This is a genomic window from Rhizobium sp. PP-CC-3G-465 (genome assembly GCF_004343445.1).
In the GTDB taxonomy this organism is placed as follows: domain Bacteria; phylum Pseudomonadota; class Alphaproteobacteria; order Rhizobiales; family Rhizobiaceae; genus Ferranicluibacter; species Ferranicluibacter rubi.
In genome coordinates this window covers 2,430,633-2,449,644 of the sequence record NZ_SLYH01000001.1, presented here as the reverse complement: position 1 = coordinate 2,449,644, position 19,012 = coordinate 2,430,633, and the positions used below count along the sequence as shown (strand labels likewise).

Here is a 19,012-nt window from a genome sequence, read left to right as displayed (position 1 = left end):
AGGATCAGAGCGACAGTCTACGGCCACGATCAATGATCAGATCGCCAAGCTTTTCAAGATAGAGCGCGCCGGTGACGGTGCGTTTGATGACGACGTTGCGCCGGTCGCGTTCGTCGCGCACCCGCTCCACCAGCCCGCGCTCGCCCATCGTGTCCAGCGCCCGCGTGATGACGGGCTTGGTCACGCCCAGCGTCGCGGCAAGGCCGCGCACCGTATGCGGCGGCGGCACGAGGTAGATGTGGAGCAGAATGGCCATCTGCCGCAGCGTCAGGTCGCCGCTCTCCACGCGCACCTGATCGAGCGAGACCGTGTGCCAGAGCGTCAGCGCCTGCGTTGCGGACAGTTCGACCGGCATGATCCCTCGGGGTTTCTCGGAAGACAGAATCCAAGTTGTCCCGGAAAATCGTTACGGAAGCGTTCTCGCATTTACTTTCACGATCGCGTTCAGGGGCCCGATTCGGTGCAGGCGCCGCGCGATGCGGTCGAGATGGGCGCGGCGTCGGGCGTCCGTCGCCCGGTCCATGTCGTGCAGCGACAGCATCCGGAAGTCCACGCCCTTGGCACAGAACGGCGCGATGCCGCGCCGCAGCAGGCGGCGGACCGGATCGCCCATGACGAGGCGTGCGATCCACCAAGGCGAGCCGGTGGTCGTATAGGCATGGAGCAGCCGGATATTGGTCAGCTTGCGCACGATCCGCCCGCCCGCCGCGTCATGGGTGCAGGCGATGCCCGGCGCGAAGACACGGTCGAAGAAGCCCTTGAGAATGGCCGGGAAATTGAACCACCATTGCGGAAAGACGAGGATCAGCCCGTCGGCCGCAGACAGTCTGTCCACGATCGGACCGACGCCGGTGGCGTCATAGGGATCGTCGAAATAGCCGCTTCGCTCCGTCCGGCTGAGGCGCGGGTCGAAGTCCTCCGCATAGAGGTCGAGACGATCGACGCTGTGGCCATTGGCCTCCAGCGCCCGTGTCGCGGTGTCGGCCACGGCGCAAGCGAAGCTCTCCGGCAGCGGATGGGCGAGCACGAGAAGGAAATGCATCGGATACCCCTGAACGGTTCGTCGTCGCATCGGCTTGCGGGAACTCAGGTCCCATACCCGCGTCCCGAGCTTTAAAAAAGACTGCCCTGCTTGGTCGGTTCCGCGCTGCCGCGTTTGCGGGCCTTCGCCGGCGTTCCCTCGGTGGTGATCGCACCGACCGTGCCGTCGGCAAATTGCAGCGCCACGTTCTGACCGGCGGAAAGGGCGGCGGCGGCCTTGACCGGTGCGCCGTCCGCATCCCGCACGATCGCGTAGCCCCGGGCGAGCACGTTCTGGTAGGACAGCGATTGCAGCACGCGATCCTGCGCCGTAACGGCACTGCGGGCGCGGCGCAGCTCGGCGATGACGGCGGCATCCGCGCGGCCCGACAGGCCGTGCAGCCGGTCGGCCGAGCGATGGATCTGCGAGAGCAGCCGCACGGGCAGGCCGCGCAATGCCGCATCCGCCGAGGTGACGCGCGTACCGGCGCGGGCGATCAGCCGTTCGACATTGCGCTCCGCCCGCACCATGCGTTCAAGAAGCCGCTGGCGGCGGTCGTTGATCCGGGCGGTGAGCATATCGGGGCGAAGATGCGCGCCGACGCGCTCGAAGCTGCGGCGCTTGTCGGCGGTGTTGGACACCAGCCCGCGAACGAGCCCGGAGGCCGCCTCGTCGAAGCGGCGGCGGGGCAGAGCGAGCACTTGATCGAGCGAGGGCAGCGCGCGCGCAAGCGCCCGCAGCGATTGCCGGCGATTGTCCATGTGCCGGCCGGCGGCACCGCGCAGGCGCGCGGTCAGCGCGGAGAGCGTGGCTTCGAGATCGGCCCGCACCGGCACCGCCATTTCCGCAGCACCGGTTGGCGTGGGTGCGCGCCGGTCGGCCGCGTGGTCGATCAGCGTCCAGTCCGTCTCGTGCCCGACGGCGGAAATCAGCGGGATATCGGAAGCGGCCGCGGCCCGCACCACGGCCTCGTCGTTGAAGCCCCAGAGGTCTTCGAGACTGCCGCCGCCGCGCGCGACGATCAGCACGTCCGGCTTCGCAATCGGCCCGCCTGCCTCCAGCGCATTGAAGCCGCGAATGGCGGCGGCCACCTCGTCGCCCGAGCCTTCGCCCTGAACCTTGACCGGCCAGACGACGACATGCACGGGGAAGCGATCGGCGATGCGGTGCAGAATATCGCGGATGACGGCGCCGGTGGGCGAGGTCACGACGCCGATGACGCGCGGCATGAACGGCAGGAGCTGCTTGCGGCTCTCCTCGAACAGGCCTTCGGCCGCAAGCTTGCGCCGCCGCTCTTCCAGAAGCGCCATCAGCGCGCCGGCACCTGCCGGCTCCAGCGTCTCGATCATGATCTGGTATTTTGACGAGCCCGGGAAGGTCGTGATCTTGCCGACCGCGATCACCTCCATGCCCTCTTCGGGCTTGAAGCGCAGCTTGCCCATCGTGCCCTTCCAGACGACGGCATCGATGCGGGCGCGTTCGTCCTTCAGGCCGAAATAGGCGTGGCCCGAGGAGTGCGGGCCGCGATAGCCGCAGATTTCGCCGCGCACGCGAACCTGATCGAAGGTCTGCTCCATCGTCCGCTTGATCGAGCCGGACAGCTCGGAAACGGAATATTCCCACAGGTTTGACGGCGAATCGGCATCGAAAGAAGAGCTCATGCCGCCATTGTGACGCGCGCTCGCACAGAAGACCAGATGCGCCGATAACCGGACGCGGCGTTCAGGCGGAGAATATCGTCCTCGTTTTTCCCCGCCTTCTCGTTCTGCGCCATCCTGCCCGCGGAAGACCAACGTGAACCGAGAGAAGGACGACAGAACCATGACCGACCGTTTCGCCCACACGGCAGGCTCCCTTTCGAGCCCCGCCACCCACGCTTTCACCATCACGCCCGCCGATGGCACCGACCTGCCCGAGACGACGCGGGCGATCTACGTTGGCGCCGGCGGCGCGATCGCGCTGCGCATGCAGTCCGGCGCCCTCGTCACGCTGCCCGGCGTCCCCCAGGGCACGCTGCTGCCGCTACGGGCCGACCGCATCCTTGCGACCGGCACCACGGCATCAAGCCTCGTCGGGCTCGTCTAGCCTCTTGTTCTTGCCGCATTGTCCGACGCCGAAGCGATCCCGCTTCGGCGTCGGACAATGCTCCTCAGACGGCTTCCCAGCCGTCCTTGTCGCTGGCGCGGTAGATCGCGTCGATGAAGGCCTGGTTGGCACGCGAGTTTTCGAGCGTCACCACGTCATCCTTGCCGCCCGTGGCCGCGCGCGAAAAGGCTTCGGCCTGAAGCTTGTACTGGCGCGTGTCCTGGAAGCGGAAAAGCTGCGACTGGCTGTGGTTCTGGTTGGTCAAAACCACTTCCTGGCGCCCATAGCGCTCGGCATTGAAGGGCGAGGTCAGCTCGATCACGCCCTCATCGCCGTGGAACACCATGACCTGGCGTGCTGCAAGCTGGGTCGAGATGTAGAAGGACAGCTCGAACGTGCCGAAATCGGCCCGGACGCTCGAATAGATGTCGGTGCCGAAGGTCGCATCGCGTTCCGTCGTCGCCTGCACCCGCTGCGGCTCGACGCCGGTCGAGAACCGCGTCGCCATGGTCGGGTAGACGCCGATATCCGGAAGGCCGCCACCGCCGAGTTCCGGAATGTTGCGCATGTTCGCCGGGTCGCGATTGAAATAGGTGAATGCGCCCTGCACATGCCGCAGCCGGCCGATCGCGCCTTCGGCGAGCAGCGCCCGGACCTTGTGCCAGACGGGGCTGTAGGTGATCATATAGGCTTCCGAGATCAGCACGCCGGTGCGGTCGCGCGCCTCGATCAGCCGGTCGATTTCCTGCGCCTTAAGGGCGATCGGCTTTTCGCAGAGCACATGCTTCCCGGCTTCCGCCGCGCGGATCGACCACTCCACATGCTGGGCGGTCGGCAGGGGGATGTAGACGGCGTCGATCACGTCGGAGGCCAGCATTTCCTCGTAGCTTGCAAAGGCGTGCGGCACGGAAAACCGGTCGGCCATGGCGCGGGCGCGAGCGCCGTCGCGGCTGGCAATGGCGGTGACGACGCAGTTTTCCGCGTCCTGGATGGCGGGAACGACCGCATCGCGACCGATCTTGGCGGTCGACAGAATTCCGAATCTCAACATGCAATGCCTCTCCCTGATGGTGCGCGGGACTATGCCATGAGAGCGGCGGACTGTCTGTGCCAAGCCCCTTGGATGTCCGCGCTTCCCCCATGTTTCTGGTTTCGCTTTCCGATGGCCCATCGTACCTTTTGCCGTGCCGACCCTGTCAGGCGGCGGTCAGGGTCCCTATGTCGAAGGCTGGGCCACGGCCCGAACCCTCGTGATGCGAGACCAAACCGGAGAGTTTTCATGGAAAAGAGAAATCTGGGCCGTACGGGGCTGTCGATCGCGCCGCTGGTGTTCGGGGGCAACGTCTTCGGCTGGACCGCGGACGAGACGACGTCCTTCCGCCTGCTCGACGCCTTCTTCGATGCCGGCTTCAACGCCATCGACACGGCCGACGTCTACTCCGCCTGGGTGCCCGGCAATCAGGGCGGCGAGTCCGAGACGATCATCGGAAAATGGCTGCGCCAGACGAAGCGCCCGCGCGACGAGATCGTCATCATCACCAAGGTCGGCTCCGACATGGGCGAGGGGCAGAAGGGGCTTTCGGAAAAGTGGATCCGCAAGGCCGTCGACGATTCGCTGCTGCGCCTGAACACCGACCATATCGATCTCTACCTCTCGCACTGGCCGGATGCCGAGACGCCCTATGAGGAAACGCTGGGTGCCTATGATGCCCTCGTGAAGCAGGGCAAGATCCGCGCGATCGGCGCGTCCAACCTCAATGCGGGCCAGCTGCGCCAGTCGCTCGACGTCGCCGCGGAAAATAGCCTGCCGCGCTACGACGTGCTCCAACCGGAATACAATCTCTACGACCGCTCGAGCTTCGACGGCGCGCTTCGCAATCTCTGCATCGCGGAGGAGATCGGCGTCATCACTTACTTCAGCCTCGCCTCCGGCTTCCTCTCGGGCAAGTACCGCTCGCACAAGGACCTTGAGGGCAAGGCGCGCGGCAAGGGTGTCGAGAAATATCTCGATGGCCGCGGCATGCGCATTCTCGGTGCGCTGGACGAGATCGCGGCGGAGAAGCAGGCGACGCAGGCCGAAATCGCGCTGGCCTGGATCATGGCCCGCCGCGGTGTCACGGCGCCGATCGCGAGCGCGACGAGCCTCGAACAGCTGCAGAGCCTGACGAAATCCGCCGATATCGATCTCTCCGAGGAGGATTGCCAGCGGCTCAACGAAGCGAGTGAATAGAAAGCGTTGACGCGCAGGCGTGCCTGTCTAAGCTGACGTTTTCGACGCGCTTCGGATAAGGAACGGCAATGGCAAAAGAGATCTTCGTTTCCTACGGCATCGATGTGGATGCGGTCGCTGGCTGGCTCGGCTCCTATGGCGGCGAAGACAGCCCCTGCGACATCTCGCGTGGCGTCTTTGCGGGCAAGGTCGGCAGCGTTCGCTTGCTGAAGATGTTCGAGAAATGGGGCATCAAGACCACTTGGTTCATTCCCGGCCACTCCATCGAGACCTTCTGGGACGAGATGAAGGCGGTTGCCGACGCCGGCCACGAGATCGGCATGCATGGCTACAGCCACGAAAACCCGATCGCCATGACGCCGGAACAGGAAGAGGCGATCTTCGACAAATGCGTCGATCTGATCACGCAGCTCTCCGGTCGGCCGCCGCGCGGCTATGTAGCGCCGTGGTGGGAATTCGGCTCCAAGACCAATGCCCTGCTGAAGGAAAAGGGTATCCTCTACGACCACTCCCTGATGCACAACGACCACTTCCCCTATTATGTCACCGTTGGCGACGAATGGACGAAGATCGACTATTCGCAGCATCCCTCGACCTGGATGAAGCCCTATGTGGCGGGGCCCGAGACGGACCTGATCGAGATCCCGGCATCCTGGAACCTCGACGACCTCCCGCCGATGATGTTCATCAAGGCGGCGCCCAACAGCCACGGCTTCGTCAGCCCGCGCGATCTGGAACAGCAATGGCTCGACCAGTTCGAATGGGTCTACGAGAATTACGACTACGCCGTCTTCCCGATCACCATTCACCCCGACGTCTCCGGCCGGCCGCATGTGCTGAAGATGCACGAGCGCCTGTTCGAGACGCTGAAAGGCTATGAAGGCGTGAAATTCGTGACGATGGAGGAGATCGCGCAGGATTTCGCCACGCGCTTCCCGCGCGCTGGTGCGGAGCGGCCGAAGCCCTGATATGTGCGGCCTCTGTGGTGCCTTCGCGAATGCCGACCACTGGAGCCAGGGCGGCGACGTGGCGCTCGTCATGCCAGCTGCGGAGCGCATGCGACAGGCGGCGGCCGCCAACCGGGTGCTTGGCGCCCGTGGCCTGAAGCTGTCGGTCTGGGCCGATCGTTTCGTGTTGCGCGGGCCGACGGGGAAGAGCGTCGTGGTCGATCATCTCGGCGCCTTGTGGCCGGCGGCCGACAGCCTCGGCGGCCGCTTCGATCCGCTCGACCTTGGCCTGATGGCGCGGTTGGAAAGCGCGGGATGACGCGGGACCTGATCACCGCGAATGTGCTGACCGGCTTTCTCGGCGCGGGCAAGACGACGCTGCTCAACCGGCTGCTGTCGGGGCCAGACCTTGGCGACACCGCCGTGATCATCAACGAGTTCGGCGATATCGGCCTCGATCATCTCTTGGTGGAGAAGGTCGATGGCGATATCGTGCTGTTGAAAAGCGGCTGCGTCTGCTGCACCGTCCGCGGCGATCTGAAGGATGCCGTGCTGGCGCTGTTCGAGCGCCGCGCCCGAGGCGACATTCCGCCCTTTCGCCGTCTCGTGATCGAAACGACGGGGCTTGCCGACCCCGCGCCGATCATCGCGACGCTCGCGGCCGACATGATGCTCAAATATCATTTCGCCATCGGCAATGTCGTCACCGTTATCGACGTGCCGAACGGCCTGCACAATCTTCAGACCTTCGAGGCGGCGGCCCGACAGGTGGCGCTCGCCGACCGCATCGTCCTCACCAAGACCGATCTCTCGACCGCCGAGGATTGCCATGCGCTGCGCATGGCCGTGAAGGCGATCAACCCCGCTGCCGTCGTGACATCGGGTGACGACAGCGGCACTGTCGCCGCTCTGCTGACGCAGGATATCCACGATCTCGCTTCCCGGCCAGCGGAAGCGCGGCGATGGGTGGCCTCCGCCCGGCATGCCGATCACCGCCACGGGAGCGAGGACCGCAACCGCCACGGCGAGATCCGCGCTTTGTCGCTGACGATGGATCGCCCCATCGCCTGGGCCCGCTTTTCACTGTGGCTGTCCCTACTGGTCCATCGCCACGGCACGCGTATCCTGCGGCTGAAGGGGATTCTCGACGTGGAGGGCGCTGCGTCCCCCGTCGTCGTGCACGGCGTCCAGCACCTGATCCACCCGCCCTTTCATCTGGCCGAATGGCCGTGCGAGAAGGCGAGCCTGCTGGTGCTCATCACCGATGGCGATCTGGGCGATCTCCAGCGCTCCTTTGCCGCCTTCGTGGGTACGCAAGCCGAAGTCCGCACCGCCATTCCGGCAAGCCTGTGACATGAAAAAGCCTTCGGCGAACCGGGTTCACCGAAGGCTTTAGGTGGTGGCGTCAGCGCTCTGGCGCTGTGCTTATCCGCGCAGTACGCCGCCGGTGGTCTTCGTGACGTTGGCGACGATCTTGGCAGTCAGGGCCTCGAAATCCTCGTCCGTCAGCGTCCGGTCGGCCGGCTGGATGACGACTTCGACGGCGACCGACTTCTTGGCCTCGCCGAGCGATGCACCTTCGAAGACGTCGAAGACGGTGACGCCCGCGACCAGCTTGCGATCGGCGCCCGAGGCTGCCTTGACGATGGCGGCCGCTTCGACCGCGCGATCCACCACGAAGGCGAAGTCGCGCTTCACGGCCTGGAACGGCGAAAGCTCGAGCGCCGGCTTGGTACGGGTCGCCTTCTTCTTCGGTTCGGGCAGGGCGTCCACGAACACTTCGAATCCGGCAAGCGCGCCCGATACGTCCAGTGCCTCCAGCGTCTTCGGGTGGAACTCGCCGAAATAGCCGAGCGTGATCTTCGGGCCGTACTTGATGGTGCCCGAGCGGCCCGGATGGAACCAGCCGGGCGCGCCGGCCTCGATCTGCACATTGCCCATGGGCACGCCGCAGGCTTCCAGCACCGCCAGCGCATCGGCCTTGGCGTCGTAGACATCCACCGGCTTGCCGCCGCCGCGGCTGGCATTCGACCAGGCGCGGCCGGCACCGGAAAGGCTCGCCGTGCCGCGACGGATGCCGCCCGCCACGCGCCGCTGGCCCTCGGGCCGGTCGTTCTCATAGGTGCCGGACACCTCGAAGATCGCGACGTCGCCATAGCCCTTGTCGGCATTGCGCTGGGCGGCCGTCAGCAGGCCGGGCAGCAGCGAGGGCCGCATGTCCGACATATCGGCCGCAATCGGGTTCGACAGGGCCAGCGCCGGAGCACCGCCGCCAAAAAGGGTCGCCTGCGCCTTGGGAATGAAGGACCAGGTGACGGCCTCCAGCATGCCGCGGGCGGCCAGTGCGCGCTTGGCCAGCCGCGTGCGGATCTGCAGCGTCGTGAGGATGCGCGTGTTGACCGAGACATCGCGCTCAAGCGGGACCGGCCGGATATGATCGACCCCGTGAATGCGCATGACCTCCTCGACCAGATCCGCCTTGCCATCCACATCGGGACGCCAGGAGGGAACCGTCACGGTGAAGCGCCCGGCTTCCGCACCGTCCTTAACAGGAAAGCCGAGGCCGCGCAGGATCGCGACGCTTTCCGCAGCGCCGACCTCCAGCCCCGTCAGGCGCTTGACCTCGGACACCGGGAAATCGATGGTATTCGGAGCGGTTTTTGGCCCCTCGACGATATTGGCCTCTGCCGGCGTGCCGCCGCACAGTTCCAGCACGAGGTCCGTCGTGCGGTCGAGGCCCGGCACCATATAGGCCGGATCGACGCCGCGCTCGAAACGGTAGCGCGCATCGGTGATGATCCCGAGGCTGCGGCCGGTGCGGGCGATGTTCATCGGGTCCCAAAGGGCCGACTCGATCAGCACGTCCGTGGTGGTCTCGTCACAGCCGGAATGCTCGCCGCCCATCACGCCGCCGATCGATTCCAGACCGTTCTCGTCGGCGATGACGACCGTGTTCGGCGTCAGCGTATAGGTCCGCTGGTCGAGCGCGAGAATGGTCTCGCCGTCCACGGCGCGACGCACGGTGAGATCGCCCTTCACCTTGGCGGCATCGAAGACGTGCATCGGCCGGCCCATGTCGAAGGTCATGTAGTTGGTAATGTCGACCAGCGCGTTGATGGGGCGCAGGCCGATGGCCAGCAACCGCTTCTGCATCCAGGCCGGGCTTGGCCCGTTCTTTACGCCGCGCACGAGACGCAGCGAGAAGCCGGGGCAGAGATGCGTATCGGTGCCGAGGTCGAGGCTGACCTTGACCGGTGTCTCGCCCTGAACCGAAAACACGGGCGCCGGCCGCACTTTCAGCGTGCCGAGGCCGGACGCTGCAAGATCGCGGGCGATGCCGTGAATGCTTGTGCAATCCGGCCGGTTCGGCGTCAGGTTGATCTCGATGATCGGATCGTCGAGCCCGGCATAGGCGGCAAAGCTCGTGCCGACCGGCGCATCCGCCGGCAGGTCGATGATGCCGTCATGGCTGTCGGACATCTGCAGCTCGCGCTCCGAGCACATCATGCCCCGGCTTTCCACGCCGCGAATATTGCCGACGGACAGCGTCACGTCGATCCCCGGAACATAGGCGCCCGGTGCGGCAAACGCGCCGATGAGCCCCTCGCGCGCATTCGGCGCGCCGCAGACGACCTGCACAGGCTGCCCGGCACCGATGTCCACCATCAGCACCTTGAGCTTGTCGGCCTGCGGATGCTTTTCGGCAGACAGGACCTTGGCGATGACGAAGGGTTTGAACGCCGCCTTGTCGTCGATATCCTCGACCTCAAGCCCGATCGCCGTCAGGCGCGTGCAGATCTCGTCGAGCGAGGCGTCGGTATCAAGGTGGTCCTTGAGCCAGGAGAGGGTGAATTTCATGCCATGTTTCCTTCGCGGCCGGTCCCGGCCCGGATATCAAGAATTCTTATTTGCCTTCACATGCGCCGCCAGCACGGCATTGATCCGGCTCTGCCAGCCTGGTCCGGTTCGGCGAAAGTGCTCGACGACGTCCTGGTTGAGCCTGAGCCCGATCCGTTCTTTGACCGGCGCCTTCTGCGGGCCGCGCTCGCCGCGGGTCTTGAAGAAATGAGCCAACTCCGGAAAATCCGATGCCGGGCGCGCTTGAGCCATCATGTCAGCGGTCAATTCGGGAATGTCCTCGCCATGGGCAAATTCATACGCGTCCAGCGTGATCCTTCCGGCATCGACATCAGCCAGCGTCGGGAGCTTGGGACTTTCCTTTTTCGTAGACTTCGCGTTCGCGGTCATTGATCTTCCTCATCGAAATGATGCGCATCCGGCCATTTCTGGGAGTCCAGCAAAGTCGGCAGAGAACGCCATCCAGATAGCCCGTCAAATTGTATCGGATTTCCCCGTAGTCACGCCGCGTATCCAGGTCGATGACGATGCTCTCCCGGTCGAAGTATACGGCGTCGGCAAAATCCAACCCTCGCTCCCGAAGGGTTCTCTGTCGCTTTTCCTCGTCCCACTCCAGTTCCATGATCTACCACGCATCTTAATTTGTGGCCACGAAAAAATCAGGCGCTCAGCCCCCCGAACAGCGTCGGCATGTCGAGCGGGCGGAAGCCGTAGTGGGACATCCAGCGGACGTCGGCGTCGAAGAAGTTGCGCAGGTCCGGCATGCCGTATTTCAGCATGGCGATGCGGTCGAGGCCCATGCCCCAGGCGAAACCCTGGTAGACATCGGGATCGAGACCGCCGGCGCGCAGCACGTTCGGGTGCACCATGCCGCAGCCGAGGATCTCCATCCAGTCGGTGCCCTCGCCGAACTTGACGATCGGGCCCGACGAGCGGTCGCACTGGATATCGACTTCGAAGCTTGGCTCGGTGAAGGGGAAGAACGAGGGGCGGAAGCGCATGGTGACGCTGTCGACCTCGAAGAAGGCCTTGCAGAACTCTTCCAGAACCCAGCGCAGGTTGGCGACGTTCGCCTTGGTGTCGACCACGAGGCCTTCGACCTGGTGGAACATCGGGGAATGGGTCGCGTCGGAATCCTGCCGGTAGGTCTTGCCGGGAATGATGATCCGGATCGGCGGCTTTTGCGCCTCCATGGTGCGCACCTGCACGGGCGAGGTATGCGTGCGCAGCACCTTGCGCGCACCGCTTTCGTCCGGCGGGAAGAAGAACGTGTCGTGCATTTCGCGGGCAGGATGGCCTTCTGGGAAATTCAGGGCGGTGAAATTGTAATAGTCCGTCTCGATGTCCGGACCTTCGGCGATCGAGAAGCCCATATCGGCGAAGATCGCGGTGATCTCGTCGGTGATCTGGCTGATCGGGTGAATGCGGCCGCGCTCGGCGGGGGAGGCGCGCACGGGCAGGGTCACGTCGACGGTTTCGCGCGCGAGACGCTCGGCGATGGCGGCATCCTTGAGGTCCGCCTTGCGGGCCGAAATGGCCTCGCCAATCACGCCCTTCAGCGCGTTGATGGCCGCGCCGCGCGTCTGGCGCTCTTCCGGCGTCATCGTGCCCAGCGTCTTCAGCAGCTCGGAAATAGACCCCTTCTTGCCAAGCGCGGAAAGGCGCACCGCCTCGATCGCGGCCTCGCTGTCGGCAGAGGCGATCTCGCCGAGAAGAGTGCTTTGCAAAGTGTCGAGGTCGCTCATTCGTCTTCTGCCTTGTCGATGGGACGGTTCAAAAACGGAAAAACCCGCGCTAGCCTGCCAGCGCGGGTTTCCCAAAGTCTTCAGTCGTCAGGGAAGCGCTGGCTTACTTGACCGCGCTTTCAAACTCGTTCTTCGTGCCGGCGTCCTTGAGGTAGGACAGGGCGTTCTTCGAGGCTTCGATGAGCGCGCCGAAGGCAGCGGCTTCATGGATGGCCATGTCCGACAGAACCTTGCGGTCGACTTCGATGCCGGCCTTGTTCAGGCCGTCGATGAAGCGGCCGTAGGTCAGGCCATGCTCGCGGACGGCAGCGTTGATACGCTGGATCCAGAGCGCGCGGAAATTGCGCTTGTTGACCTTGCGGTCGCGGTAAGCGAACTGCTTGGAACGATCGACGGCAGCCTTGGCTGCGCGGATCGTGTTCTTGCGGCGGCCGTAGAAACCCTTGGCTGCCTTGAGGACTTTTTTATGCTTTGCGTGAGCGGCTACGCCGCGCTTTACACGTGCCATGGTATGATCTCCTTAAAATCCAATAGTGCCAGACGTCTCAGAGACCGTTGGGCAGGTAGTTCTTGATGACCTTCTTGCCATCGGGCTCGGCCAGAACCATCGTGCCGCGGGCGTCGCGAATGAACTTGTTGGACCGCTTGATCATGCCGTGGCGCTTGCCGGCGGCAGCTGCTACAACCTTGCCGGTCGCGGTGATCTTGAACCGCTTCTTGGCAGAGGACTTCGTCTTCATCTTGGGCATTTTGCTACTCCATTCTGATTATGTGAGGTGACTGACGAGGTCGCCTCGAGCGTAAAAGAACGGCCACGGCATGCCCTGCCGGACCGTTCGGACGGCGGCTTATAACCGCAGGACGGGCAAAGAGCAACAGTCCGGCCATGGGATTCTCATCCGCGGGGGCGTCCGCCCGCCAGAAACGGCAGGATCAGCGAGAGCCCGGTGCCGACGAGGGCGGAGATGACGATCAGCAGATGCGTGTTGACGCTGGCGCTGGCGAGCGTCTCCAGCGCATCCGGCGTCCGCGATGCGCCGAGCGCGGCGGCACCGGCCGCAATGCCCGCCGGATAGGTGCCCACCCCTGCGGGCGCGTGGACGGGCAAAACCGAGGAGATCTCGCCGCCCAGCGCACCCCCGACGCTTGCCGAAAGCGGCCAGACGCCCATCAGCGCGAGAACCCAGGCGAGCACGGCCACCTTGATGCCCCAGTTGAAGACGGTGAGGAACCAGGCGCGGCCGAAAGCGCCGAGATCGGCGGGGATGCCGGCATCGATCTCGTCGATTACCCGTGAAAGTTTTGCCGGAAGATGCCGTTTCGCGCGCCGGGCGAGGCCTTTGCGCAACGGAAACAGGAGAAGGGGCAGAACGAGAAAGAGCGCCCATAGCGTCCCCGCGACGACGGGTCGCTCGGCCGTCGCGACCAGTCCCATTCCGCCGGCGGCAAGGAGGGCATGAAGATCGAGCAGGCGCAGGACGAAGAGCGCCGAGGCACCGCGCGCCAGCGGCACGCCGAATTCCGAGCGCATCAACAGGGGAAAGCTGGTCTCGCCGGTGCGCAGCGGCATCATGATGTTGAGGAGATTGTGGATCTGCGTCACCCGGAAAAGCGCGAGAAAGCGGCCATGGGTCTCGTGGCGAAAATAGTCCTGCATGCGGTGGGTGCGAATGAAATAGGTCGCGACGAGCAGCGCTAGCGCCACGGTGCCCGTTCCAGACCCCACCGTCCGCCACCGCGAGAGGATCTCGCCCCATCCCAGAAACCACTGGAGAAAGGCGGCATAGAGACCGACGACGCCAAGAGTGATCATCAGCATTCGGTTGTATTTTTCTGACGTTTGCACGCTCTCGTCCCCCAAGGCCGTTCTTGCGGCAACATGCCGCCGCGCGCTGTGGATTGCTCCCCGCGGGCGCCTGCTATAACGGAAGCACGGGGAAAACCAGATATATCCGGAGCGCCACGTGCGGGAATCCACGTCAGTAACTGAGAGCGGTGCCAAGACCGCAGGCGAGGTCGAGCTTTCGATCCTCATTCCGGTCTGCAACGAAGAGGAGAGCATTCCGCCGCTTTTCGACAAGATCTGCGATGCGATGCGGGATTTCGGCAAGCCCTGGGAGCTGATTATCGTCGATGACGGCTCGACAGACGGGACGCTGGTCAATCTGCACAAGGAATTTGCCCGGCCCGGGCTCGATCTCAGGATCGTCGAGTTCCAGCGCAATTTCGGCAAGGCGGCGGGCCTGCAGGCGGGCATCGACGTGGCGCGGGGGCGCCTGCTCGTCACGCTCGACGGCGACCTTCAGAACGACCCTTACGATATCCCGCGCATGGTCACTGTTCTGGAAGAGCGCGGTCTCGATCTTCTCTGTGGCTGGCGCAAGGCGCGGCAGGATGGGCTCGTCCTGCGGCTGATCCCGTCCTGGTTTGCAAACCGGCTCATCCGCAAGATCACCGGCGTGCACATCCATGATTACGGCTGCGGCCTGAAGCTCTATCGCACGGACATTCTCCGGCAGATCCGCATTCTCGGCGGCATGCATCGCTTCATTCCCGCCTGGATCGCGACCGTCGTGCCGACATCGCGCATCGGCGAGATGGTGGTGAACCACTATCCCCGCCAGTTCGGCGAATCCAAATACGGGATCTCGCGCACCTTCCGCGTCTTTCTCGATCTCCTGTCGGTGCTCTTCTTCATGCGCTTTCGCCAGCGCCCGGCCCAGTTCTTCGGCTCCATCGGCCTCGTTTTCGGCGCCGTCTGCAGCCTGATGTTCGTCTATCTCGCATGGACGAAGTTCGTGCTGGGGCAGGATATCGGCACACGACCGATGTTCATCATCGCCGTCATGCTCTTCATCGCGGCGGTGCAGATGATCACCACAGGCATCGTGGCGGAGATGCTGGCGCGCATGCAGGTCGGGGAAACCAACTATATCGTGCGCCGTGTTCACGGCCGGGACGACTGACGTGATCGAAGCACTGTCGCGTCGTCGCGGGTGGCTCACCGGGCTGCTGGCCCTCTATTTCCTCGTCAACATCGCGCTCCGGCTCGCTCTGCCATCTTCGCTGGAGCTCGACGAGGGCCAGCAGCTGTTTCTCGCGCAGTGGCTGGCCGTCGGCTATGACAGCCAGCCGCCGTTCTACAACTGGCTGCAATATGGCGTCGTCCAGCTCCTGGGCGATACCGTGCTGGCGCTGTCGCTTCTCAAGAATGCGATGCTGTTTGCCTGCTACGGGCTGGTGGGCATGACGGCGGCGCGGATCATCCGCAATCCCGTTCTCGTCGTCATCGCCGTGCTCGGGCTCCTCACCGTGCCGCAGATCGTCTTCGAGGCGCAACGCGACCTGACGCATACGGTGGCCGTGCTCTTTGCCGCCTGTCTCTTCGTCTACGCGCTGGTCGCCACCCTGCAGCAGCCGACGGCCGGCCATTATGCGCTGACGGGGCTCGCGATCGGGCTCGGCGTCATCGCCAAGTACAATTTCGTCCTGCTTCCCGTCGCGGCTCTCGTCGCCGTCCTGCTCGATCCCGTCTTCCGGCGGCGCCTTTTCGACATGCGGCTGGTTCTGACGGCCGTTATCGCCGTCGCGATCGTGACGCCGCACGGCTTGTGGTTCATCGAGCATCTCCGGACGGCGACGGATCGGACGCTCGGCAAGTTGATGCAGGACGGTGATGACGGCCGCCTGGACCAGATCGGCGATGGCCTGATCTCGCTCGCGCAGGCGCTGATCGCGTTCTCGGTCGTTACGATCGGTGTGTTTGCTGCCGTGTTCGGCCGGCAGTTGCGCGCCGCGTGGCGCACCCAAAGCTCCTGGTCGCGGCTGATCGGCCGTATGCTTCTGATTCTCGTGGCAGCGCTTGTGCTGCTCGTCCTGATCGGCGGGGCTTCCCACATCAAGGATCGGTGGCTGACACCGTTCTTCTTCCTGCTGCCGGTCTATCTCGCGCTGAAGATCGACCTTCTGGATCAGCCCCTCGGGTCGGCACCGAGGCATTTCGGGCGGATCGCCCTTCTCGTCATGATCGTCGTTCCCCTGGTGCTCTTTGCGCGCGTGCCCGCGGCACGGCTGACCGGCGACTACAAGAAGATCAACGTTCCCTACCAGCCGGCGATCGAGGCGATCCTGGCGACCGGTCGTCACCGCCCGACGCTGATCGCAACCACCGAACTGCAGATGGCCGGCAACCTTCGCCTGAACGCGCCGGGTATTCCCGTGATGATCCCGGGCTATGAGGCCTTCCAGCAGCCGGTGACCTTCGATGCCGAGCATCCCTTGTTGATGGTGTGGCGCGACAAGGGGCAAGCGGATGCGCCGCTGGAGCCGCTGTTGCAGGGCTGGCACGACGCCTATATCCGCGCTGCCACCGGCGCCTCCGCCAATCCGATCGAGGCACACGACATCGCGCTGCCCTATCACTATGGAAGACCCGGGGATCTCTATCATGTCCGCTATGCGTGGGTGTATCCGCCGGCACGGTGAAGGCACCCCTGGAAAACCCCATGAAAAAGCCGTCCGGGACAGCGTCGCGGACGGCTTTTGAATGCTGGTCGGGCGTTTCCCGGCAGCGCGTCCCGCCCGGAGGTTATCTCGGGGCGAGCACCATCATCATCTGGCGGCCTTCGAGCTTGGGCTCGGCTTCCACCTTGGCGATGGTCGTGGTGTCTTCCTTGACCTGAAGCAGAAGCTTCATGCCGAGTTCCTGGTGCGCCATTTCACGGCCGCGGAACTTCAGCGTCACCTTGACCTTGTCGCCTTCCTCGAAGAAGCGGTTCATCGCGCGCATCTTCACCTCGTAGTCGTGGGTGTCGATGTTCGGACGCATCTTGATCTCCTTGATCTCGATGATCTTCTGCTTCTTGCGGGCTTCGGCGGCTTTCTTCTGGGTCGCGTACTTCATCTTGCCAAGATCGAGGATCTTGCACACCGGCGGTTCGGCGTTCGGCGAGATCTCGACGAGATCGAGGCCGGATTCCTCTGCCATGCGGAGTGCCTGGTCGGTCGGCACGATGCCCTGGTTGCCGCCCTCGGCATCAATCAGCTGGATCCGGGGAACGCGGATCTCCTTGTTGGAACGGGGGCCGTCCTTGACCGGGGCATCATTTTTGAAAGGTCTGCGAATGGTCGTACTCTCCTCGAGTTGTTGACGACGTTTTGATGTTAGACGAGGCAGGATCCGAAGGCGGCGCTGGCCGCGGGATTGTCTGGATCGTTTGAGGCGACGTCTCTACCACAGGTCGGAAAGAAAATCACCACCTGTCATGCGCCCGCAAAATCTGTTTTAGAAGAATTTCGGCCGCCTTTTCGCCCGAATACGTCGCCTTGGCCCGAATACGTCGTCTTGGAAGGAACGGATATGTCGCTTACCCCCCAGCTTGTCCAGCCGGAGACCCTCGATGTCGGAAGGGACGGCGCTGAACGGCGCATCGCCTACATCCTCCAACCCGCCACGGAAGAGACGAAGCCGACCCTCGTCTGGCTCGGCGGTTACCGCTCCGACATGAGCGGCACCAAGGCGGTGGAGATCGAGCGTCATGCACGCGAAACCGGCTGTGCCTGCCTGCGGCTGGATTACTCCGGCCACGGCGCGTCCGGCGGCGCATTCCGCGATGGCACCATCTCGCGCTGGCTGGAGGAGAGCCTCGCCGTGATCGACCACGCCGTCCGCGGCCCGATGATCCTCATCGGCTCGTCCATGGGCGCCTGGATCGCGCTACGGGCCGTCCAGACCCTGCGGGCCCGGGGCGATGGGCAGCGCATCCAGGGCCTCGTGCTGATCGCACCGGCACCGGATTTCACGGTCGACCTGATCGAGCCGAACCTGACGGACACCGAGCGGGCCTCGCTTGCCGAGCGCGGCTATTTCGAGGAGCCGACGCCCTACGGCCCCGACGCCAACGTCTTCACCTCGGCCCTCATCGAGGACGGGCGTGCGAACGTGGTTCTCTCCGGCATGATCGAGACGGGATGCCCGATCCATATTCTCCAGGGCATGGCGGACCCGGATGTGCCCTTTGCCCATGCCCTGAAGCTGATGGAACACCTGCCGGCCGACGACGTCGTCATGACGCTCATCGGCGACGGCGATCACCGCCTGTCTCGACCCGAGGACATCGAGCGGATCCTCGCGGCGATCGACGGGCTGACGACGGCTTGACGGCGGGCTAGGCCCGCCCCGACATTCAGGCCCTCAGGGCTTCGCGTGCCGTGGCCGCTGCGCGGTCGTTGACGAGCGTCGCAAGCGTGCGGGCCTTCTGCAGGCAGGCCGGCTGCTGGTCGAGGAAGCGGCCGGAGTCGATTTCCATGATCAGCGTCGTGTCGGGCAGGAAGGTCAGCTCGGAGAAGATCTCCTCCCAGGCGATATCGCCCCAGCCGATCGGCAGATGCAGGTCGCCGATGCCGAGCGCGGTGGCTTCCGCCGGATGGTAGAAGGTCTTCTTCGTCGAGGGCAGGCCGAAGCTGTCATGGACGTGCAGATGTCCGGTGACCGGCGCCATGGCGCGCAGCTCGTCGCGGAAATCGAGCCCCTTGAAGGTCGATTCGATATAGGCATGCGAGAAGTCGATCAGCGCCACGACATTGTCGGAGCCGATCGCCCGCACCGTCTCGGCCACCTGGCTCGGCGTCTGGCGGTATTGTCCGCTTTCCGTGGTGAAGATGTTTTCCAGCACGATGCGCACGCCGTAGCCGCGGGCGATCTCGCCCATTTCGGCCAGTGCATCGCGCTCCATCCGGTCGAGATCCGCGCCGTTCTCATCCGGCCCGAGAAGGGCGGCACCGGAATGATGCACGAGAATGCCGGCGCCGAGCCGGTCGCAGAGCTCAAGCATCGCCCGAACCACCTTTTTCTGCAGGTGCAGATGCTGGCGGTCCATGAAGTTGGAGATGATCTGCCCGTGCAAAGAGAGTTTCTGGAAGCCGTAGGGCCGCACGATATCGACGACCCGCCGGGTACGATCCTCGATGATCCGGCCGCCGGCGATGATCTCCTCGCCATAGATGCCGATCTCGCAGGCATTGGCGCCGGTCTCGGCGATCTCGCGCAGCGAGGCGTCGAGCACCGACAGGTCGCCCTTGCCGGTGCGGTTGCAGAAGCCAACGGCGGAAATGATGTCGCTCATGG

At 64.5% G+C, this 19,012-nt stretch carries 21 protein-coding genes; 8 read left to right on the top strand and 13 right to left on the bottom strand.

The features are described from left to right. Positions 1–4: 4 nt before the first annotated feature. The 3 genes from C8J33_RS11655 to xseA all read right to left on the bottom strand — a co-directional run bounded on the left by C8J33_RS11655 (position 5) and on the right by xseA (position 2,682). Positions 5–355, bottom strand: a complete 351-nt coding sequence (locus C8J33_RS11655; RefSeq protein WP_110733183.1) for a MarR family transcriptional regulator — start codon at positions 353–355, stop codon at positions 5–7. Positions 356–406: 51 nt separating this feature from the next. Continuing rightward, complete coding sequence (locus C8J33_RS11650) at positions 407–1,042, bottom strand: NAD(P)H-dependent oxidoreductase (RefSeq protein ID WP_132664294.1); 636 nt, start codon at positions 1,040–1,042, stop codon at positions 407–409. Between the two features lie 71 nt (positions 1,043–1,113). Continuing rightward, positions 1,114–2,682, bottom strand: a complete 1,569-nt coding sequence (gene xseA / locus C8J33_RS11645) for an exodeoxyribonuclease VII large subunit (RefSeq protein WP_132664293.1) — start codon at positions 2,680–2,682, stop codon at positions 1,114–1,116. A 160-nt stretch (positions 2,683–2,842) separates the two neighbouring features. Here xseA and C8J33_RS11640 point away from each other — a divergent pair, with 160 nt between their 5' ends. Further along, positions 2,843–3,106, top strand: a complete 264-nt coding sequence (locus C8J33_RS11640) for a spike base protein, RCAP_Rcc01079 family (protein WP_132664292.1) — start codon at positions 2,843–2,845, stop codon at positions 3,104–3,106. Positions 3,107–3,170: 64 nt separating this feature from the next. Here the strand turns inward: C8J33_RS11640 and C8J33_RS11635 are convergent, their stop codons facing one another. Continuing rightward, positions 3,171–4,157 (bottom strand): Gfo/Idh/MocA family protein, encoded by a 987-nt coding sequence (locus C8J33_RS11635; protein WP_132664291.1) that lies wholly within the window; start codon positions 4,155–4,157, stop codon positions 3,171–3,173. A gap of 228 nt (positions 4,158–4,385) precedes the next feature. Between C8J33_RS11635 and C8J33_RS11630 the strand changes: the two genes are divergently transcribed. The 4 genes from C8J33_RS11630 (at position 4,386) to C8J33_RS11615 (ending at position 7,636) form a co-directional block, all read left to right on the top strand. Beyond that, entirely contained in the window at positions 4,386–5,336 is a 951-nt protein-coding gene (locus C8J33_RS11630; protein ID WP_132664290.1) for an aldo/keto reductase, read from the top strand. A gap of 68 nt (positions 5,337–5,404) precedes the next feature. Then, complete coding sequence (locus tag C8J33_RS11625; RefSeq protein WP_132445558.1) at positions 5,405–6,304, top strand: polysaccharide deacetylase family protein; 900 nt, start codon at positions 5,405–5,407, stop codon at positions 6,302–6,304. Position 6,305: 1 nt separating this feature from the next. Next, entirely contained in the window at positions 6,306–6,602 is a 297-nt protein-coding gene (locus C8J33_RS11620; protein WP_132664289.1) for a hypothetical protein, read from the top strand. Further along, positions 6,599–7,636: a CobW family GTP-binding protein gene (locus C8J33_RS11615; RefSeq protein WP_132664288.1), complete on the top strand. Its 1,038-nt coding sequence runs from the start codon at positions 6,599–6,601 to the stop codon at positions 7,634–7,636. Before C8J33_RS11620 ends, C8J33_RS11615 begins: the two co-directional genes overlap by 4 nt. Positions 7,637–7,708: 72 nt before the next feature. Here C8J33_RS11615 and pheT read toward each other — a convergent pair whose 3' ends face one another. The 7 genes from pheT to C8J33_RS11580 form a co-directional block, all read right to left on the bottom strand. After that, entirely contained in the window at positions 7,709–10,141 is a 2,433-nt protein-coding gene (gene pheT, locus C8J33_RS11610) for a phenylalanine--tRNA ligase subunit beta (protein ID WP_132664287.1), read from the bottom strand. Between the two features lie 36 nt (positions 10,142–10,177). Further along, a complete protein-coding gene (locus tag C8J33_RS27515) occupies positions 10,178–10,531 on the bottom strand; it encodes a BrnA antitoxin family protein (RefSeq protein ID WP_132664286.1) in 354 nt (117 codons plus the stop codon). Then, positions 10,473–10,763: a BrnT family toxin gene (locus C8J33_RS11600; RefSeq protein ID WP_132664285.1), complete on the bottom strand. Its 291-nt coding sequence runs from the start codon at positions 10,761–10,763 to the stop codon at positions 10,473–10,475. The genes C8J33_RS27515 and C8J33_RS11600 overlap by 59 nt, the downstream gene beginning before the upstream one ends. 37 nt (positions 10,764–10,800) lie before the next feature. Beyond that, on the bottom strand, positions 10,801–11,886 hold the full coding sequence (pheS, locus tag C8J33_RS11595) for a phenylalanine--tRNA ligase subunit alpha (RefSeq protein WP_132664284.1): 1,086 nt from the start codon (positions 11,884–11,886) through the stop codon (positions 10,801–10,803). 103 nt (positions 11,887–11,989) lie between these two features. Further along, complete coding sequence (gene rplT, locus C8J33_RS11590; RefSeq protein ID WP_062595423.1) at positions 11,990–12,394, bottom strand: 50S ribosomal protein L20; 405 nt, start codon at positions 12,392–12,394, stop codon at positions 11,990–11,992. Positions 12,395–12,431: 37 nt separating this feature from the next. Then, positions 12,432–12,635, bottom strand: a complete 204-nt coding sequence (gene rpmI, locus C8J33_RS11585) for a 50S ribosomal protein L35 (RefSeq protein ID WP_029620731.1) — start codon at positions 12,633–12,635, stop codon at positions 12,432–12,434. 146 nt (positions 12,636–12,781) lie between these two features. Beyond that, positions 12,782–13,705: a lysylphosphatidylglycerol synthase domain-containing protein gene (locus tag C8J33_RS11580; RefSeq protein ID WP_132664283.1), complete on the bottom strand. Its 924-nt coding sequence runs from the start codon at positions 13,703–13,705 to the stop codon at positions 12,782–12,784. Between the two features lie 145 nt (positions 13,706–13,850). Between C8J33_RS11580 and C8J33_RS11575 the strand changes: the two genes are divergently transcribed. Further along, positions 13,851–14,852, top strand: coding sequence for a glycosyltransferase family 2 protein (locus C8J33_RS11575; RefSeq protein WP_132664282.1), 1,002 nt, complete (start codon positions 13,851–13,853; stop codon positions 14,850–14,852). A gap of 1 nt (position 14,853) precedes the next feature. Beyond that, positions 14,854–16,371, top strand: a complete 1,518-nt coding sequence (locus C8J33_RS11570) for a glycosyltransferase family 39 protein (RefSeq protein ID WP_165929777.1) — start codon at positions 14,854–14,856, stop codon at positions 16,369–16,371. 103 nt (positions 16,372–16,474) lie between these two features. Here C8J33_RS11570 and infC read toward each other — a convergent pair whose 3' ends face one another. After that, the gene (gene infC / locus C8J33_RS11565; protein ID WP_110727553.1) at positions 16,475–17,011 is read right to left on the bottom strand and encodes a translation initiation factor IF-3; all 537 of its coding nucleotides are present in this window, start codon (positions 17,009–17,011) and stop codon (positions 16,475–16,477) included. A gap of 234 nt (positions 17,012–17,245) precedes the next feature. On the opposite strand from infC, the gene C8J33_RS11560 reads away from it, so the two are divergent. After that, entirely contained in the window at positions 17,246–18,046 is an 801-nt protein-coding gene (locus C8J33_RS11560) for an alpha/beta hydrolase (RefSeq protein ID WP_132664280.1), read from the top strand. 25 nt (positions 18,047–18,071) lie between these two features. On the opposite strand, the gene C8J33_RS11555 is transcribed toward C8J33_RS11560, so the two are convergent. Continuing rightward, positions 18,072–19,010, bottom strand: coding sequence for a sugar phosphate isomerase/epimerase family protein (locus tag C8J33_RS11555; RefSeq protein WP_132664279.1), 939 nt, complete (start codon positions 19,008–19,010; stop codon positions 18,072–18,074). Positions 19,011–19,012 lie beyond the last annotated feature (2 nt).

Bases quoted from the DNA above. Each gene is read 5' to 3' on its own strand.
- xseA (WP_132664293.1), bottom strand. From the start codon at position 2,682: ATGAGCTCTTCTTTCGATGCCGATTCGCCGTCAAACCTGTGGGAATAT.
- pheS (WP_132664284.1), bottom strand. From the start codon at position 11,886: ATGAGCGACCTCGACACTTTGCAAAGCACTCTTCTCGGCGAGATCGCC.
- C8J33_RS11615 (WP_132664288.1), top strand. From the start codon at position 6,599: ATGACGCGGGACCTGATCACCGCGAATGTGCTGACCGGCTTTCTCGGC.
- C8J33_RS11640 (WP_132664292.1), top strand. From the start codon at position 2,843: ATGACCGACCGTTTCGCCCACACGGCAGGCTCCCTTTCGAGCCCCGCC.
- C8J33_RS11625 (WP_132445558.1), top strand. From the start codon at position 5,405: ATGGCAAAAGAGATCTTCGTTTCCTACGGCATCGATGTGGATGCGGTC.
- rpmI (WP_029620731.1), bottom strand. From the start codon at position 12,635: ATGCCCAAGATGAAGACGAAGTCCTCTGCCAAGAAGCGGTTCAAGATC.
- C8J33_RS11635 (WP_132664291.1), bottom strand. From the start codon at position 4,157: ATGTTGAGATTCGGAATTCTGTCGACCGCCAAGATCGGTCGCGATGCG.
- C8J33_RS11650 (WP_132664294.1), bottom strand. From the start codon at position 1,042: ATGCATTTCCTTCTCGTGCTCGCCCATCCGCTGCCGGAGAGCTTCGCT.
- C8J33_RS11620 (WP_132664289.1), top strand. From the start codon at position 6,306: ATGTGCGGCCTCTGTGGTGCCTTCGCGAATGCCGACCACTGGAGCCAG.
- pheT (WP_132664287.1), bottom strand. From the start codon at position 10,141: ATGAAATTCACCCTCTCCTGGCTCAAGGACCACCTTGATACCGACGCC.
- C8J33_RS11560 (WP_132664280.1), top strand. From the start codon at position 17,246: ATGTCGCTTACCCCCCAGCTTGTCCAGCCGGAGACCCTCGATGTCGGA.
- C8J33_RS27515 (WP_132664286.1), bottom strand. From the start codon at position 10,531: ATGACCGCGAACGCGAAGTCTACGAAAAAGGAAAGTCCCAAGCTCCCG.
- C8J33_RS11630 (WP_132664290.1), top strand. From the start codon at position 4,386: ATGGAAAAGAGAAATCTGGGCCGTACGGGGCTGTCGATCGCGCCGCTG.
- C8J33_RS11555 (WP_132664279.1), bottom strand. From the start codon at position 19,010: ATGAGCGACATCATTTCCGCCGTTGGCTTCTGCAACCGCACCGGCAAG.
- C8J33_RS11600 (WP_132664285.1), bottom strand. From the start codon at position 10,763: ATGGAACTGGAGTGGGACGAGGAAAAGCGACAGAGAACCCTTCGGGAG.
- C8J33_RS11655 (WP_110733183.1), bottom strand. From the start codon at position 355: ATGCCGGTCGAACTGTCCGCAACGCAGGCGCTGACGCTCTGGCACACG.
- C8J33_RS11580 (WP_132664283.1), bottom strand. From the start codon at position 13,705: ATGCTGATGATCACTCTTGGCGTCGTCGGTCTCTATGCCGCCTTTCTC.
- rplT (WP_062595423.1), bottom strand. From the start codon at position 12,394: ATGGCACGTGTAAAGCGCGGCGTAGCCGCTCACGCAAAGCATAAAAAA.